A 15,874-nucleotide genomic window follows, 5' to 3' on the forward strand; every position below is an offset into this window, starting at 1 on the left:
GCACAAACATTCTGCTTATCTTTCCGTTACGTTTTAAAATCACAACAATATGCAATGGTTCGGCAGGCGCGAAAGCGACAATGTAGATGATAACCGCGGCGGTGGCGGTGGCAGGTTTGCTGTAGGCGGCGGCGTAGTAACCCTTATAGCGGCCGCTATTTACTTTTTTACGGGGATAGACCCCTCGCCGGTACTTAATCAGCTTAATAATAGTGACCCTGCGCGTACAGAACAGAGCAGTCAGCACAAAGCTCCTACCGATAGTGCGGGCCGTTTTGTGGCCGTGGTACTGGCCGATACCGAAGACATTTGGGCGAAACTTTTTAGCGATATGGGCAAAACCTATCGAAAACCACGACTGGAACTATTTACCGACGGTGTGCAATCCGGCTGCGGAAATGCCAGCTCGGCAATGGGGCCATTTTATTGTCCGCAGGATAGTAAGGTTTATATCGACCTGTCGTTTTACCAGGAATTAAAAGAACGTTTTGGCGCCGCCGGCGATTTTGCCCAGGCCTATGTAATAGCGCATGAGGTTGGTCATCATGTGCAAAATTTGTTGGGCATCAGCGGCAAAATGGACGAAGCCCGCAACCGCCTCAGCGAGAAACAATACAACAAGCTCTCGGTAAAGCTGGAACTACAGGCCGACTTTTACGCCGGCGTGTGGGCCCATTACGAACAAAGCATGAAAAAGGTACTCGACCCCGGCGATATTGAAGAAGCCCTGAACGCAGCCAACGCCATTGGCGACGACCGCCTGCAAAAGGAAGCCCAGGGCCGCGTAGAACCCGACAGCTTTACCCACGGCACCAGTGCCCAACGTGTATACTGGTTCAAAAAAGGCTACGAAACAGGGGATGTAAGCCAGGGTGATACTTTTGGCAATGGGGAGTTGGAGTAGGGGTTATAAATGCTATTTTTAGGCTGTGATTAAAGTAACATGCGCCTTAATAGTAGATGAACAAGACCGAGTTCTTGCTGCACAACGTAGCAAAAAAATGAGTCTGCCATTAAAATGGGAGTTTCCTGGCGGAAAGATTGAGCCTAACGAAACGGCCGAAAATTGTTTAGTTAGAGAAATTAAGGAAGAACTTAATATCGAGGTTCAAATATCAAAGGAATTACCATCCAATATTCATACCTATCCTAAAATGACTATAGAGCTTATCCCATTTATATGTAAGCATATAAATGGAGATATTATATTAAGAGAACATGCTAATTTTCAATGGCTGTGTAAAAATGAATTGTTAGCTTTGGATTGGGCAGATGCAGATGTGCCTATTGTATATCGTTACTTAAAACCTTAGGGCACTATTTGATTATATGAAAGAACTATTTCAAAATCTATTGAGCGACTATCAGGAAGCCTATAATCAACCATTTGCCGAGCACCCATTAGGTAAGCTAATAAGTCAAGCAATTCCAAATGCTATATCTAAAATAATTACGCAAAAAGAAAGATATATTGTTAAAGGTTCAAATGGCAAAGGAAACTGGACCGCATCGCCATGGATTGCAATTTTCGATATCCTAATTACAAATACAGCTCAATCAGGTTATTATCCTGTTTTTCTATTTAGGGATGATATGTCTGGCTTTTATTTATCCTTAAATCAGGGCGTAACAGACGTTAAAGAAAGATATAAGAGAGAAACTAAACAGGTATTAAAATTAAAAGCAGAAGATTTTAGAGCCCAAATAGGTATGATCCCTCAAAATTTTTCAAAAATAGAGATAAAACTTAGAACCAGTAAAAACAGTTCATCAACCTATTCCCAATTATACGAGGCTGGGAATATTGTTGCCAAGTTTTACTCTGCCTATGATATGCCGACAGATGAGCAATTGCAAGTTGATGTAAAAGAAATATTAAAAATTTATGAACTTATAACTTACAATGAAGGTTTACCTACTACGCCAGCCGAAAAGGAAAATGATGAGGAGAGCTACAAAGGGTTTGAAGAATTAAGAAGGTTTAGGTTTCATAAACGCATAGAACGTAATATTCAACTTTCCAAAAAGGTTAAGGAACTCCAAGGGTATAATTGTAAGGTTTGTAATATAAACTTTGAAAAGAAATATGGAGTTTTAGGCCGAAAGTTTATTGAAGCACATCATCTTAAACCAATCCATAAGTTGCTGGGTGAAAAAATAGAATTGGATGCAAAAAAGGATTTTACAGTTTTATGCTCTAATTGTCATAGTATGATACACAAATTAGATGACCCAAGTGATATCGAGGCATTAAAAAAGATCTTGCAAAACAATAATTAATGGAAAAGTAGTTTATTGCCTAAACGGCATATAAAATTACTTCCCCGTTAATTCCTTACTTTAGCTTCACCATCATTACCCATGAAAAATTATTACGTACTGTTTATTATTGCTGCTGTTGCCATAGTTAGTTCCTGCTCGCCTAAGGTTGTGGTGCCGTTTGTGGAAACTAATAAGGTGTACAAACACCAAACAGATTCGGTGGTGGAGGTTATTCAGCGCGAGTTACCGGCTGCCTTGCTGGATAGCGTGGGACAGCCTATCGCCAGCGAATGGGTTGGTACTGTGAACTTTAACCTGCGTAAACCCAACTATGTTATCCTGCATTATACCGCGCAGGATTCGCTGGCGCAAACGTTAAAAACGTTTACGCTGGTAAAGCCGCAGGTGAGCGCGCATTACGTGGTAGGTAAGGATGGCAAGGTTGTACACATGCTTAACGACTACCTTAGGGCATGGCATGCGGGGGTAAGCAAGTGGGGCAGCATCAGCGATATGAACAGCTGTTCCATTGGTATTGAGATAGATAACAACGGGCGCGAACCTTTTAACGATATCCAGGTGAAAAGCCTGCTGGCGCTGCTGGCCCAGCTAAAAAAGGTATACAATATACCAACGGCAAATTTCATTGGTCACCAGGATATAGCACCTGGCCGTAAACCTGATCCAGGGCCCCTGTTTCCGTGGAAGTTGCTGGCCGACAAGGGTTTTGGCTACTGGCCAGAATACCTGCTGGTACCCGCTCCCGATAATTTCGACTATGCAACTGCACTAAGACTTATTGGTTATGATACCACAAACCTCACCAACGCCATCGTAGCTTTCAAACGACATTTCATTCAAACAGATGAAACACCTGCCATGACGCAGTTGGATTTGAACGTGTTGTATAACGTTTACAGGAAGTATTAGTTTTTTGAGGTGAAAGGATAAAGGCGAAAGGTAAAAGGAACTTCGGGATTTGATAAGAAGCAAAAAAGGCGAAAAGTGTATTACCTTTCGCCTTTTACCTTTAAGCTTTTACCTTATTTCTTTACCCAGCCATCCTTCAAAGTTACCGTGCGGTTAAACACTAACTTATCTGCAGATGAGTATTTATCTAACGTAAAATAACCTTTGCGCATGAACTGTACCGGGGTGCCAGGTGTGGCATTGGCAAGGTCGGGTTCAATGTAGGCGGTGGTTATTATTTGCAGGCTGTTGAGGTTTATGTAATCTTTAAAATCGCCATCCTCGCTCTGCGGATTCTCTACCTGGAACAACCTATCGTAAAGGCGTACCTCGGCGGTTTTGGCGTGCGGTACACTCACCCAGTGAATGGTACCTTTAACGTTAATGCCGCTGGTATCATTACCAGATTGCGACTCGGGGATATAGGTACAATGAATTTCGGTTACGTTGCCATCGGCATCCTTCACAAAATCATCGCATTTGATGATGTAGGCGCTTTTTAAACGCACCATGAGGCCAACACCCAGTCTGAAGAATTTTTTTGGCGGCACTTCCATAAAGTCTTCGCGCTCAATCCACAATTCGCGGCTGAACGGAAACTCGCGGCTGCCGTCGCCATCTTCGGCTTCGGGATTGTTTTCACCACTGAAAATCTCGGTTTTATCTTCGGGGTAATTGGTGAGGATACATTTTATCGGGTCGAGCACGGCCATGCGGCGCCAGGCGGTTTTGTTAAGATCCTCACGGATACAAAATTCCAGCAAGCCAACATCAATCATGTTTTCGCGTTTGGCTACGCCGATGCGTTCGCAAAACTCGCGGATACTGGCAGGCGTATAACCACGACGGCGCAAACCGCTAATGGTAGGCATCCGCGGATCGTCCCAGCCGTCAACATGTCCATCTACTACCAGTTCAAGCAGCTTGCGCTTGCTCATTACCGTATAGTTAAGGTTAAGGCGGGCAAACTCATATTGTTTAGACGGGAAGATCCCCAGCTGCTCAATAAACCAATCATACAAGGCACGATGCGGAATAAATTCCAGCGTACAAATAGAATGGGTGATCTGCTCAATAGCATCCGACTGCCCGTGGGCAAAATCATACATCGGGTAAATACACCAGGCATCGCCGGTACGGTGATGGTGGGCATGTTTAATGCGGTACATCAAAGGATCGCGCAGGTGCATGTTTGGTGCGGCAAGATCAAGCTTGGCGCGCAGCACTTTAGCGCCATCGGGATATTTGCCGGCTTTCATATCGGCAAAAAGCTGCAGATTTTCTTCAACCGAACGACTGCGGTACTGGTTTGGTGTACCCGGCTCGGTAGGTGTCCCTTTCTGATGGGCTATTTCCTCGGCAGTACTATCATCAACATAAGCCAGTCCTTTTTTAATAAGGGTAACGGCAAATTCGTATATCTTGTCGAAATAGTCAGAAGCGTACAGTTCCTCGGCCCATTCAAAGCCCAGCCATTTTACATCCTCTTTAATACTGTCAACATATTCAACATCCTCTTTCACGGGGTTGGTATCGTCGAAACGGAGGTTGGTTTTGCCGTTATATTTTAGCGCGAGGCCAAAGTTTAAGCAAATAGATTTGGCATGGCCGATATGTAAATAACCATTAGGCTCGGGCGGGAAACGGGTTAAAACCCGGCCGCCATTTTTGCCGGCAGCTATATCTTCTTCAACAATTTCCTCTATAAAGTTCAGTGATCTCTCTTCGCTCATAAACAACAATTAGCAATAGGTACAAAAATAGCAAAATTTTTAAGCCGCCCCTAATGAGCCACCAGTTGAGGTAGGATTTAAACCGGTTTGGGGTTAAGGGGGCGACAGGGCTGCGGGATAATGATCACCTGACAGGAGCACGCAAGTGTTTTAACAAACCGATCTTATCCACGCTGGCTCGGCCGAATCAAAGCCAAATCTAATAAACAAAAAGCGGCTGTTCTTTCGAAACAGCCGCTTTAAAAAATGCTTTAAGTAACCTGTTACATTGATAAAATTTCAACCAGTTTTAACAAGGTTGGGTTTATCTCTACATGGTGTTTTATGGCGTGTTCAAACGGGGTGTAAGAAATTTCATTGTGGATGATGCCTATCATTTCATTACGGTGGCCATCTCTTAATGCTTCAACGGCTGCGGCACCTACCCTGCTGGCAAGTACCCTATCCATACAGCTTGGCGCGCCGCCGCGTTGTATGTGGCCCAGTATAGAAATACGGGTATCGTAGTTAGGATATCTTTCCTGTACCATACGGCCAACTTCAAAAGCGCCGCCGGCTTCTTCGCCTTCGGCAACAATTACTATTCTTGATGTTTTATCCTTACGGCCATGCTCCAAACGGTTAAACAATCCTTCCAGGCCCGATTTGCTTTCGGGAATAAGGATGGCTTCGGCACCGGCTGCAATACCTGTGCGCAGCGCAATAAGGCCCGAATCGCGGCCCATTACCTCAACAATGAACAACCTGTCATGTGATTCTGCCGTATCCCTTATTTTATCTACAGCTTCAACAACGGTATTAATGGCTGTATCGTAACCAATAGTAAAATCGGTACCCATTAAATCGTTATCAATAGTACCGGGTAAGCCAACAACAGGAATGTCAAATTCGCTGCCGAAAACCTTGGCGCCGGTAAAGGTACCATCGCCGCCAATGGCCACAAGGGCATCAACGTTGTGTTTTTTAAGGTGTTCGTAGGCTTGTAAGCGGCCTTCAGGTGTGCGGAAATTATCACAGCGGGCTGTTTTAAGAATAGTGCCGCCGCGTTGTATAATGTTTGATACCGATTTACGGTTCATGGGGATAAAATCGCCACGGGTCATGCCATCATAACCGCGGCGGATGCCTGTAACCTGTATATCGTAATATATGGCAGTACGTACAACCGCCCTTATGGCAGCATTCATTCCCGGCGAATCTCCGCCCGACGTAAAAAGTCCTATGTTTTTAATCTGAGTCATTTTTTATTTTGATATGGGTGGTTAAGCCCTACCGTAAAAAATTGATAAATTGAATTAGTGGCTTTAAAAATACCCGTATATAAAAAACGCGGCATAGTTTTAAAACTTGCCGCGAATTTACACTTTATTTTTTTACGCGCCCTACTTTTTGTAAGCCGCTAAGCCACTCTCTAAAAATTTGAGATAATTGCTAACGCTAAAGTTTGCCCCTTGCGGTGGAACAAGCACATTACCCTCACTGTCTGTTATAACATAATAAGGCTGCGAGTTGGTATTGAATTTTGTTGTTTCATAATCGGCATTTTTGGTGCCAATTCCGGTTATTTTTTTGCCGCTAAATGATGAAACATATACTTCTGATGCCGGAAGATCTGTTTTTTCGTCTACATAAAGTTCAAGTAATACGAAATCATTTTGCATGCGCTTTTTAATTTCAGGATCTGGCCATATCTCGTTTTCCATTTTACGGCAATTAGGACAATTCCAGCCGGTAAAATCTATCAGGATAGGCTTTTTAAGCTCTTTTGATACCTGTAAAGCTTGCTCATAATCATACCATTCATTTAAGCCCTGGTGCTTTCCACGGGCAAAAAGGGCCTCATATTTTTTGTCTTTTATGGATACCTTTTGCTCCGGGGCAGATGGCCCGCTGCTCATTGATCGGGTAAGATCAAAATCTTGCGTAGCTGGCGGGGGTAAAAAGCCGCTTATTACTTTAAGTGGCGCTCCCCAAAGCCCGGGTATTAAATATATGGTAAAAGCAAAAAAGCCGATTGTGATAAAGGTACGGGTAACGGACAGGTAAGGCAGATCGCTATCATGCGAAAACTTGATCTTGCCGATAAGGTATAAAGTAATAAGCAAGCCTAAAGCTATCCAAATGGATAAAAACACTTCGCGGTCAAACCAGTTCCAATGATAGGCCAAATCAACATTCGACAGAAATTTAAGCGAAAATCCCAGTTCGATAAAGCCTAATACAACCTTGATACTATTAAGCCAGCCGCCGGATTTAGGCAGGCTTTTTAAGGCCGAAGGGAATAGCGCAAATATTGTAAACGGAAGGGCCAGAGCGAATGAAAATCCAAACATGCCTACTGCCGGCCCTAATCTATCTCCTTTTGCGGCCGCATCAACCAGCAGGGTGCCAATAATTGGTCCGGTACATGAAAACGACACAACAACCAACGTGGCCGCCATGAAAAATATCCCTATTACGCCACCCTTTTCAGAGTTTTGATCGAGTTTATTGGCAAGTGAACTTGGAAGGTTGATTTCAAACGCTCCCAAAAATGATATACCAAAAACAACCAGGAGCAGAAAAAAGAAAAGGTTAAATATGCCATTTGTAGCCAGCGCATTTAAAGCTCCGGGGCCAAATAAAAGGGTTATAATAACCCCTAATAATACATAAATAACGATGATTGACAGGCCATACAAAAAGGAGTGACTGATTCCCTTAGCCCTGGAACCCGATTTTTTTGTGAAAAAACTTACTGTTAATGGCAGCAATGGATATATACACGGCATTGTGATGGCCAGTAAGCCACCTAAAAACCCGGCAATAAATACTTGCCAAAGAGTTTGGGATTTTTCTGCTGGTTTTGCCGGTTTTGCCGCTGCAACCTTTGCCTCCTCTGTTTTTTTAACCGAATCGGCTTTTTTACGAATAACAATGCTATCGGCAGCAGTTGGAATGTCGGTAAACTGGATATCAGCAGCAGATACTGATGTGTCTTTACCGCTTTGTTGCGCAGCATAAACCGGCGTAGGCGCGTTAAGGCCAAATATTATAAATAAGGCTACCGCAGCTATGGAGGTAGGCAACCAGTTGATCTTGCTTAAAAATTTCATTATACTACCGCTGATTATTGGCTTAATGGAATACTAAAGTCAACATCATCTGGTGGAAGGCATTTCTGATCGTTACAGGTCATAAAGGTAAGTTTACCTTTAACAGTGGTAGCTTTGGCCGATTTAAGGGCTATTTTTTGCTGGAAAACTACTTCTTTTTCAAAGTAGCTTACATCCATGCTAAATGATTTTTCATATTTGGTTACCGGGGTTGGCTCTGTAGTTTTACCGGTAACGGTGTAATCTTTTGAAGGAGTAAAAACAAACGAAGTTTTTATTGGACCGCCATCTTTTACATTAAGCGAGTAAATATGCCAGCCGGTTTGTATGGTTGCCTTTAAATAAACAACCGCCTCTTTGGCATTTAACTTTTTTGCCGCGTATGACCACCTTACCGGTGTTTCTATCTGCGCATGTGCTGCAACGAATATCATCATCGCTACAATAACCAACAATCCTTTTTTCATTTAATTATTTGTTTAAAAATTCAATTTGTTTTAAGCTAAACTCCTGTAGCCCGCTATTATTATCAACAACCAGCAAACCCTCGTCCTTTACATTTATAATGGTGCCGTTAAACACCACCCCGTTTGACCGGAAAGCCCGCTGCTGGTTTAACCAGTATAGTCGGGTTAAGTACGTATTCCTTACAAGTAAATGCTTACCTGCTTTAAGCTGAAGGTAATACGCCTCTATATTACCGCAAATTTCAGATAATAATGCTCGTAAATCATAATCTTTATGTAAGATTTGTTTTACAGATATGGCATTACCTGCCCCGGCCTCAAAATGCTCCTGGTTTATATTGAGGCCTATGCCAATAATGGCGTCTTTTATGCGGGTGCCCTGCAAGTGGGTTTCAATTAAAATACCGCCAAGCTTACGGTCTGCAAAATAAATATCGTTGGGCCATTTTATTTTTAACTCGTCGCCCAAAATGGGGCGCAGGGCCTCGTAAACGCCTAAGCTAATTACCCTTGTAAGATCAAACTGCTGCGAAACGGGTAAAAATGTGGGCGTTAATAAAATGCTGAAAGTAAGGTTTTTCCCCGGCTCGCTATGCCATTTGTTTTGCTGCTGCCCACGACCGGCATATTGGCTTTCTGCCATAATGACCGTACCCTCGGGCACTGGCTTGGAATTTGACAGTAATGTTTTGAGGAAACTATTTGTTGAGTCTACTTCTTTAATTGTTACCAAATTTTGACCAACAAATAATCCCGAAAATATGTTATTTTGCAAAGTATAATAATTTTTAACCCAAAAACGTTCAAAACTAATTCTTTTTGATGGTAAAAAATAAAGTGTTAAATCAATCCACCTATATTTCTGAACTGGCCATACATGGTATACAGGAAAAGAAGGGAAACGAAATAGTAAGGTTAGACCTTCGTAACTTAAAAAGCTCGGTAACCGATTACTTTGTAGTATGTCATGCCGATTCGACCACGCAGGTTAAAGCGATAGCCAACAGTGTTGAAGACGAAATTTTTAAAGCCATACAGCAAGAGCCGTGGCGCAAAGAAGGACTGGAGCACGGTGAGTGGATACTGCTTGATTATGTGGATGTTGTGATCCACGTTTTCCGTACAGACAAAAGGGAATTTTACGGCGTTGAAGACCTTTGGGGCGATGCCGAAATTAAATATTACAAAAGCGCTTAAAACATGAGTAACAAAAGCGGGGGTAGCAGCGTCTTGCTATTAGCCTTGTATTTTAAATTATAGATTGTAAGTTTGAGCACGTTAACAAAGAAATGAAAGATATTAAAGATAGTAAATCAGAAAGTCCGAAACCAATAAGGAAAATCCTTAATAAAAAAACACCGCCAAAACCACCTAAGTTTAATATTATGTGGCTTTATGGCATCCTTGTTTTGGCCTTTTTACTTGCCTCTACACTGTTAGGGGGAAATTCGATAAAACCCATCACCTTTCAACGGGTTGATGCGCAGATGATTAAACAGCATGATGTAGATAAGATTATTGCCTACAAAAGCGGCGATTTGGTGATGGCCGAAGTTTATCTGAAAAAAGCAAGTCTTAGCAAAGCCGAGTATGCCGATGCCAGCAAGGATAAAAACATGCTGAACACTACAACCAGCACCGGTCCGCAGTATATCTTTACTGATGCATCATACGAAAGCTTAAAGCAATCGGTAGCCGTTGCCCAGAAGGATTTTCCGGAGAGCGAAAAAATATCGGTACAATTTGAGCAGGGCCGCGAAAGCATCTTGTCAAACTGGCTGGTACAGGGCATTATTATGGTTATCCTGTTTGCCGCCGTATGGATCTTTATCATGCGCCGCATGAGCGGTGGTGCAGGCGGTGGCCCGGGCGGTCAGATCTTTAACATTGGTAAATCAAAAGCTACCCTGTTTGATAAAGAGGCGCAGGTAACTGTAACCTTTAATGATGTTGCCGGTTTAGAAGAAGCCAAGCAAGAGGTAATGGAAATTGTAGATTTCCTTAAAAACCCTAAAAAATACACTAACCTGGGTGGTAAAATACCTAAAGGCGCATTGCTGGTAGGCTCGCCGGGTACAGGTAAAACCCTGTTGGCAAAAGCCGTAGCAGGCGAAGCTCACGTTCCTTTCTTCTCCCTGTCGGGCTCTGACTTTGTGGAGATGTTTGTGGGTGTGGGTGCATCGCGTGTACGTGACCTTTTCCGCCAGGCAAAGGATAAGGCACCATGTATCATCTTTATTGATGAAATTGATGCTATTGGCCGTGCCCGTGGTAAAAACAATATTGTAGGTGGTAATGATGAGCGCGAAAACACCCTTAACCAGTTATTGGTGGAGATGGATGGTTTCGGTACCGACTCTGGTATTATCATATTAGCAGCAACCAACCGTCCGGATGTACTGGATTCGGCCTTATTACGTCCGGGACGTTTTGACAGGCAGGTATCTATTGATAAACCGGATTTGATCGGTCGCGAGCAAATTTTCAAGGTTCACTTGAAACCTATCAAATTATCTGATAACGTTGATGCTAAAAAGCTATCGGCACAAACACCAGGCTTTGCCGGTGCCGAAATTGCCAATGTTTGTAACGAGGCTGCCCTTATAGCTGCCCGTAAAAACAAAGAAGCGGTTGACATGTCGGATTTTCAGGATGCTATTGACCGTGTAATTGGCGGTTTAGAGAAAAAGAACACGCTGATATCGCCCGAAGAAAAACGTGTGGTTGCTTATCACGAAGCCGGTCACGCTATTGCAGGCTGGTTTTTAGAGCACACCGATCCGTTGGTAAAAGTATCCATCGTTCCGCGTGGTGTTGCCGCTTTAGGTTATGCCCAGTATTTACCGAACGAAAGATTTCTGGTAGCCAAGGAAGAGCTTATTGACGATATGATACTGTCAATGGGTGGCCGTGTTGCCGAGGATATTACCTTTGGTAAAATAACTACCGGTGCCCTTAGCGATCTGGAACGCATTACCCGCCTGGCTTACGGTATGGTAAAAATTTACGGTATGAATGATAAGGTTGGTAACGTATCCTTTTACGATCCGCAAGGCGAAAACCAGTTCAGCAAACCATATTCAGATAGCACTGCCGAGTTAATTGACTCTGAAGTACGCAAGCTGATTGATGAGGTGTATGCCAAAACAAAAGAGCTGTTAATTAAACACCGCGATGGTTTGGAGCTTATTGCCGCCAAATTGCTGGAAAAAGAAGTACTGTTCCAGGCCGATCTGGAAGAGCTTTTAGGCAAGCGCCCATTTGAGCACCGTACTGCTTATGATAAGTTTGTAAACGGCGAGCCGGCCTTAATACCGGATAATAACGCTATCCCTGATAGTTTAATTAAACCCGAGCTATCCAACATGGAAGAGCAGGGCCCCGAAACTACCATAACAAAATAATATTTTTAAAGCCATCAGCAAAGCTGGTGGCTTTGCTTTTTAGCTATGAGGGATATCACCACATCAAAAGAAAAACTACTTAAAAAGATCCGTAAGGCGCTGCTGGAAAAAAGGGACAACCCATATCCCCAACTGGAAGATCTGCCGCTTTACGCCAATGATGAGGAAATACCCGAAGTTATTTTTGCCGAACAATTTTCGGCCGTTAATGGCCAGTTTGTGTTTTGCGAAGATGAAATTCAGTTCATAGAAACCCTGCTTAGTCTTGCCGAAGAACGTAACTGGCACAAAATATACTGCTGGGAACCCGGCTTGCAGGAAATACTTACCCGCTTTGAATACCCTTTTTACGAAACGGACAAAGATTTTGACCAGGCCGAAGTTGGCTTTACCTTTTGCGAAGCTTTAATTGCCCGTAACGGCAGCATTCTGCTCTCAAACGGTAACACGGCCGGCAGGCGTTTAAGCATTTATCCGCCGGTGCATATTGTGCTGGCCTATACATCGCAAATGGTGCTTGATCTTAAAGACGGGTTTAAGCTGATAAAAAGCAAATACGGCACCCGCCTGCCATCAATGATCAGCAATGTAACCGGTCCAAGCCGCACCGCCGATATCGAAAAAACATTGGTCCTCGGTGCCCACGGCCCCAAGGAACTGTTTGTGTTTTTGCTGGATGACTCTGTCTGAACCTGGATTTTTAGGTTGGCCGTTTGTCATTTCGAAACGAGGTACGAGTGAGAAATCTTGTACTTTATACATATCGGATAATGATAGCACACATCCAAAGCCGCATAAGATTTCTCACTCGTACCTTGTTTCGAAATGACAACCGTTTTATTGTGAGAGTGCTTACCCCCCCCCCTCACACCAACTCCTCCAGCTTACATTCATCCAATACTATACGTTCGCTTTTGTTTTGTTGGTTGTACTCCCATTTTATGAGGCGGATGCTGCCCTGGGCTATTTCTATGCCGGTGATATCGCCATCGTTGAAACAGCAGCAGCCGCTATTAAAATAGGTGGGGTGGTAGGTGCTAAAATCAGGCACAGCATCGCCCTGCATGTGGCGGTTGGTAATTTGCTTTTCAATTTCGGCAAGGGCGGCTGTATTATTAGCTTTTTTTGCACGGGCCATTTCATCATACAGTTTTTCCAGGTGGGTTAATGATTTAAATACCGGCTGGTGTGTGTGTCCGGTAATAAGCAGCGTGTGTTCCCGCGTCGAACTCCACTCATACATGATGCGGTTATGATCTGTTTTAAGCTGGTCATTATTGGCAGGCGTGTTGGGGTTGATTTTTAAATAGGCCTGCAGCGGCGCCCATATGTCGGACACGAACCATTTGCTAAACCAGTTGCCATCGCTTTGCAAATCGCCCTGGTGACCGTGCGTCATATAAATATTAAGAGGCTTTTTGTTGATAGTGGTTTGCAGGATAGCACCCTCGTAAATCTTTATGGCCTCGCCATAAATTTGCATTAAGCCGGGAATAGCCAGCGGATCGTTATCCCAGTAAAGATCATGATTCCCAAATATCTTGAGGAAAGCCTTGCGTTTTATGAACCGTTTTTCGGCATCAAAAGTGGCCTTGTTGTGCCGTTTTATGGTGATGAACAGGTTTTCCCAAAGTTCTTCGCTATCGCCCAGGTTAATGTAAAAGAATTTTTCGTTGTCGTAATGGTCAAGTGCGGTCAGGTAATTCTTCTCGGCCAGGGCAAAAATATCCATATCGTCCCGGGCACCCTTATGCTGATCGGAGAGGATGATATAGCTATCTGTTTGGCTGTTAAAGGGAATCACCAGCCCCTTTTTACCCGGCTTGGTAAGGATACTTTTATAAAGATTGCTCAGGGCTCGGTCCACCCGTTTTTTGTCGGGGCGCGACGAGATCTTGTCGGCAAACCTGGCCACGGGGCCTGTTAATAATTTTTGCAGGAACCTGCGCATATTTTTTATTAGGTGAATAGCAATATAGCCTATTTTGTTTGACAAGCGTTCAAAAACAAAGCTTATATATTCACTATGAATGTCTTATGAAAACCGCCTTTTTTTAGTTGCACGAAAGTTATTATCCGCATAAAATATTTCTTTCATATTTAGCTGTAAACACGTTAAGCCATAATTGAGTTTGCTTTTCTATGTGTAAATTGCTGCTTAACTAACCCCCGTTTTATATTATGGAAAAAATTGATTTACAAGTCGCCCAGGGAATGATAGCGCGCTATCAAACTACCCGTAAGGCGCTGATTGACAAAACTTATGGACTTAATGACACCCAATCTGTTTGGTTTGACATTGCATCCTTTAAAGAATTTGTTGCTGGCTTACCTGCAGAAACTACCGGAGTAAGAGTTTACCTGGCCGCTTATGACGCTACACAAGCCAAGGCGCCCAATCAAACTACATTGGTGTTTATTGGCACCGATGCCGATGAAACTGATGCTATCTCTACCGGCAAGGTTTTGATATCCGGCTTTGATCCGCAAAATTTAGGTAAAGAGTGCCCGCCATTTTGCCCGCCGCCTATTCCACCGCCTGTCCCACCGTTTACGGCTTAAAAATTGTAATTCATACTTGTGGTTTTTTTGTATTGTTACTTATAATTTATTTAGTATTAAATTTAAAGAAATCACAAGTATGTATGTTCATCAAAACAAAGAAGCGCTCCTCATACTAATACACCCCCGTAGTATATTTGCTGGTATTCATTTTCTTTAATAGTTTCACTACTTTTAAAAAATCGCCGGTATTAATATGCTTTTTAACATTTACTACGTTTCTTTAATTGTAACCTTTGCTTGCGGTTTATATACATACAAAAGCCTCAATAAAAATTTTAAATGGCTTGTATTATATATGGCATTCTCGATAGTTTACGAATGTCCCTTAATTGAAAGATGGCTTATTTGGAACGGCACAAATGCGCCGGGTAATAATTTTGTGGAAATAATTGAATTTTGCCTGTTTACCTATTTTATGGCATCTATTATACAAAAACCTACCTTTAAACGAAATATATATGTAATTGCCTCCTTTATATTACTGCTTTCTTTTACAAATATGCTTTTTGTACAGGGGTTTTGGAAGCGAAATACCATTTCCGGTTTATCTCAGTGTTTATTTATACTGACATTGGTTTGTACTTATTATTATATTTTATTAAACGAAGCCAAGGAAGAAATAATGCTTTTAAAGCACCCGCCATTTTTAGCTGCAACGGGATTGCTTTTTTACATCGCTTCAAAATCTTTTTTTTACTCGTGCTTTAGTTATATGGCCTATAAAAATAATTATCATTTTTATATACTTGCCGGCATCATTCCAAGTCTTGCAAACTTATTTCTCAATTTTCTGCTGATAGTATCCTTTGCATATTCATCAAAAACAGAAAAACGATCATTACAAGAACAATAGCTACACCAAATGCCAGTTATTGTTAGATTTTGGCTTAGGATAACACATCTAAATATCACAGCATTAAATGTTCTTTAAAATTTATTACGTTACCTTAATTATAACTTTTGGTTTCGGTTTATATACTTTCAAAAGCCTCGATAAAAACTTTAAATGGTTTGTTAGGTACCTGGGATTTGCGGTGATTTATGAATCATTAAGCATGTGGGATTTGCTTTTATTTCACAATACCGATTCTTCTTGCGCCAACTTCCAGGAGATGGTTGAGTTTTGCCTTTTCACCTTTTATATGGCATCAATTGTAAAAAAAGCCAACTATAAAAGAAAAGTATACATTGGTGCAGCCATTATACTGTTATTTGCTTGTATAAATATGATCTTTATACAAGGCTTCTGGAAATTAAATACCATTTCTGAAATATTGTATTGCTTGTTTATCTTAACCTTAATTTGTATTTACTACTATCATTTATTTGATGAAGCCCCTGATGGCCTGATACTTTTAAAACACACGCCCTTTTTGGTA

Annotated in this window: 15 protein-coding genes; 9 read left to right on the plus strand and 6 right to left on the minus strand. The window is 42.3% G+C overall.

The annotated features are described in order from the left end of the window. The first annotated feature begins 49 nt into the window (after positions 1–49). The 4 genes from ypfJ (at position 50) to BLS59_RS19025 (ending at position 3,192) form a co-directional block, all read left to right on the plus strand. Positions 50–904, plus strand: coding sequence for a KPN_02809 family neutral zinc metallopeptidase (gene ypfJ, locus BLS59_RS19010; RefSeq protein WP_091151507.1), 855 nt, complete (start codon positions 50–52; stop codon positions 902–904). Positions 905–929: 25 nt separating this feature from the next. Beyond that, positions 930–1,313: a (deoxy)nucleoside triphosphate pyrophosphohydrolase gene (locus BLS59_RS19015; RefSeq protein WP_091151509.1), complete on the plus strand. Its 384-nt coding sequence runs from the start codon at positions 930–932 to the stop codon at positions 1,311–1,313. A 16-nt stretch (positions 1,314–1,329) separates the two neighbouring features. Further along, positions 1,330–2,280: an MrcB family domain-containing protein gene (locus BLS59_RS19020; RefSeq protein ID WP_091151511.1), complete on the plus strand. Its 951-nt coding sequence runs from the start codon at positions 1,330–1,332 to the stop codon at positions 2,278–2,280. 81 nt (positions 2,281–2,361) lie between these two features. After that, entirely contained in the window at positions 2,362–3,192 is an 831-nt protein-coding gene (locus tag BLS59_RS19025; RefSeq protein ID WP_091151512.1) for an N-acetylmuramoyl-L-alanine amidase, read from the plus strand. 113 nt (positions 3,193–3,305) lie between these two features. Here the strand turns inward: BLS59_RS19025 and BLS59_RS19030 are convergent, their stop codons facing one another. The 5 genes from BLS59_RS19030 to BLS59_RS19050 form a co-directional block, all read right to left on the minus strand. Beyond that, positions 3,306–4,964: a glutamine--tRNA ligase/YqeY domain fusion protein gene (locus BLS59_RS19030; RefSeq protein ID WP_091151514.1), complete on the minus strand. Its 1,659-nt coding sequence runs from the start codon at positions 4,962–4,964 to the stop codon at positions 3,306–3,308. 263 nt (positions 4,965–5,227) lie between these two features. Beyond that, a complete protein-coding gene (pfkA, locus tag BLS59_RS19035; RefSeq protein WP_091151516.1) occupies positions 5,228–6,205 on the minus strand; it encodes a 6-phosphofructokinase in 978 nt (325 codons plus the stop codon). A gap of 141 nt (positions 6,206–6,346) precedes the next feature. Then, positions 6,347–8,059, minus strand: a complete 1,713-nt coding sequence (locus BLS59_RS19040) for a protein-disulfide reductase DsbD family protein (protein ID WP_091151518.1) — start codon at positions 8,057–8,059, stop codon at positions 6,347–6,349. Between the two features lie 14 nt (positions 8,060–8,073). Further along, positions 8,074–8,526 (minus strand): protein-disulfide reductase DsbD domain-containing protein, encoded by a 453-nt coding sequence (locus tag BLS59_RS19045; protein WP_091151520.1) that lies wholly within the window; start codon positions 8,524–8,526, stop codon positions 8,074–8,076. A gap of 4 nt (positions 8,527–8,530) precedes the next feature. Then, entirely contained in the window at positions 8,531–9,301 is a 771-nt protein-coding gene (locus BLS59_RS19050) for a biotin--[acetyl-CoA-carboxylase] ligase (protein ID WP_091151522.1), read from the minus strand. A 47-nt stretch (positions 9,302–9,348) separates the two neighbouring features. Here BLS59_RS19050 and rsfS point away from each other — a divergent pair, with 47 nt between their 5' ends. The 3 genes from rsfS (at position 9,349) to BLS59_RS19065 (ending at position 12,620) form a co-directional block, all read left to right on the plus strand. Then, positions 9,349–9,723, plus strand: coding sequence for a ribosome silencing factor (gene rsfS, locus BLS59_RS19055; protein ID WP_091151524.1), 375 nt, complete (start codon positions 9,349–9,351; stop codon positions 9,721–9,723). Between the two features lie 92 nt (positions 9,724–9,815). Continuing rightward, positions 9,816–11,930, plus strand: coding sequence for an ATP-dependent zinc metalloprotease FtsH (ftsH, locus tag BLS59_RS19060; protein WP_091151526.1), 2,115 nt, complete (start codon positions 9,816–9,818; stop codon positions 11,928–11,930). 45 nt (positions 11,931–11,975) lie between these two features. After that, positions 11,976–12,620 carry a LutC/YkgG family protein gene (locus BLS59_RS19065; RefSeq protein ID WP_091151528.1) on the plus strand — a complete coding sequence of 215 codons (645 nt, stop codon included), beginning with the start codon at positions 11,976–11,978 and terminating at the stop codon, positions 12,618–12,620. Positions 12,621–12,795: 175 nt separating this feature from the next. Here the strand turns inward: BLS59_RS19065 and BLS59_RS19070 are convergent, their stop codons facing one another. Next, positions 12,796–13,881: a metallophosphoesterase gene (locus BLS59_RS19070; protein ID WP_091151774.1), complete on the minus strand. Its 1,086-nt coding sequence runs from the start codon at positions 13,879–13,881 to the stop codon at positions 12,796–12,798. A 230-nt stretch (positions 13,882–14,111) separates the two neighbouring features. On the opposite strand from BLS59_RS19070, the gene BLS59_RS19075 reads away from it, so the two are divergent. Both BLS59_RS19075 and BLS59_RS19080 read left to right on the plus strand, forming a co-directional pair. Then, positions 14,112–14,492: a hypothetical protein gene (locus tag BLS59_RS19075; protein WP_091151529.1), complete on the plus strand. Its 381-nt coding sequence runs from the start codon at positions 14,112–14,114 to the stop codon at positions 14,490–14,492. Positions 14,493–14,790: 298 nt separating this feature from the next. Further along, complete coding sequence (locus tag BLS59_RS19080) at positions 14,791–15,348, plus strand: hypothetical protein (RefSeq protein WP_143014170.1); 558 nt, start codon at positions 14,791–14,793, stop codon at positions 15,346–15,348. The last annotated feature ends 526 nt before the right edge of the window (positions 15,349–15,874 follow it).

Origin of the sequence: Mucilaginibacter pineti, assembly GCF_900101875.1 — a bacterium.
GTDB lineage: Bacteria > Bacteroidota > Bacteroidia > Sphingobacteriales > Sphingobacteriaceae > Mucilaginibacter > Mucilaginibacter pineti.

Coding starts and splice junctions, on each gene's coding strand:
- BLS59_RS19040 (WP_091151518.1), bottom strand. CDS start 8,059: ATGAAATTTTTAAGCAAGATCAACTGGTTGCCTACCTCCATAGCTGCG.
- BLS59_RS19065 (WP_091151528.1), top strand. CDS start 11,976: ATGAGGGATATCACCACATCAAAAGAAAAACTACTTAAAAAGATCCGT.
- BLS59_RS19030 (WP_091151514.1), bottom strand. CDS start 4,964: ATGAGCGAAGAGAGATCACTGAACTTTATAGAGGAAATTGTTGAAGAA.
- ypfJ (WP_091151507.1), top strand. CDS start 50: ATGCAATGGTTCGGCAGGCGCGAAAGCGACAATGTAGATGATAACCGC.
- BLS59_RS19070 (WP_091151774.1), bottom strand. CDS start 13,881: ATGCGCAGGTTCCTGCAAAAATTATTAACAGGCCCCGTGGCCAGGTTT.
- BLS59_RS19080 (WP_143014170.1), top strand. CDS start 14,791: ATGGCATTCTCGATAGTTTACGAATGTCCCTTAATTGAAAGATGGCTT.
- ftsH (WP_091151526.1), top strand. CDS start 9,816: ATGAAAGATATTAAAGATAGTAAATCAGAAAGTCCGAAACCAATAAGG.
- BLS59_RS19020 (WP_091151511.1), top strand. CDS start 1,330: ATGAAAGAACTATTTCAAAATCTATTGAGCGACTATCAGGAAGCCTAT.
- BLS59_RS19075 (WP_091151529.1), top strand. CDS start 14,112: ATGGAAAAAATTGATTTACAAGTCGCCCAGGGAATGATAGCGCGCTAT.
- BLS59_RS19045 (WP_091151520.1), bottom strand. CDS start 8,526: ATGAAAAAAGGATTGTTGGTTATTGTAGCGATGATGATATTCGTTGCA.
- rsfS (WP_091151524.1), top strand. CDS start 9,349: ATGGTAAAAAATAAAGTGTTAAATCAATCCACCTATATTTCTGAACTG.
- pfkA (WP_091151516.1), bottom strand. CDS start 6,205: ATGACTCAGATTAAAAACATAGGACTTTTTACGTCGGGCGGAGATTCG.
- BLS59_RS19025 (WP_091151512.1), top strand. CDS start 2,362: ATGAAAAATTATTACGTACTGTTTATTATTGCTGCTGTTGCCATAGTT.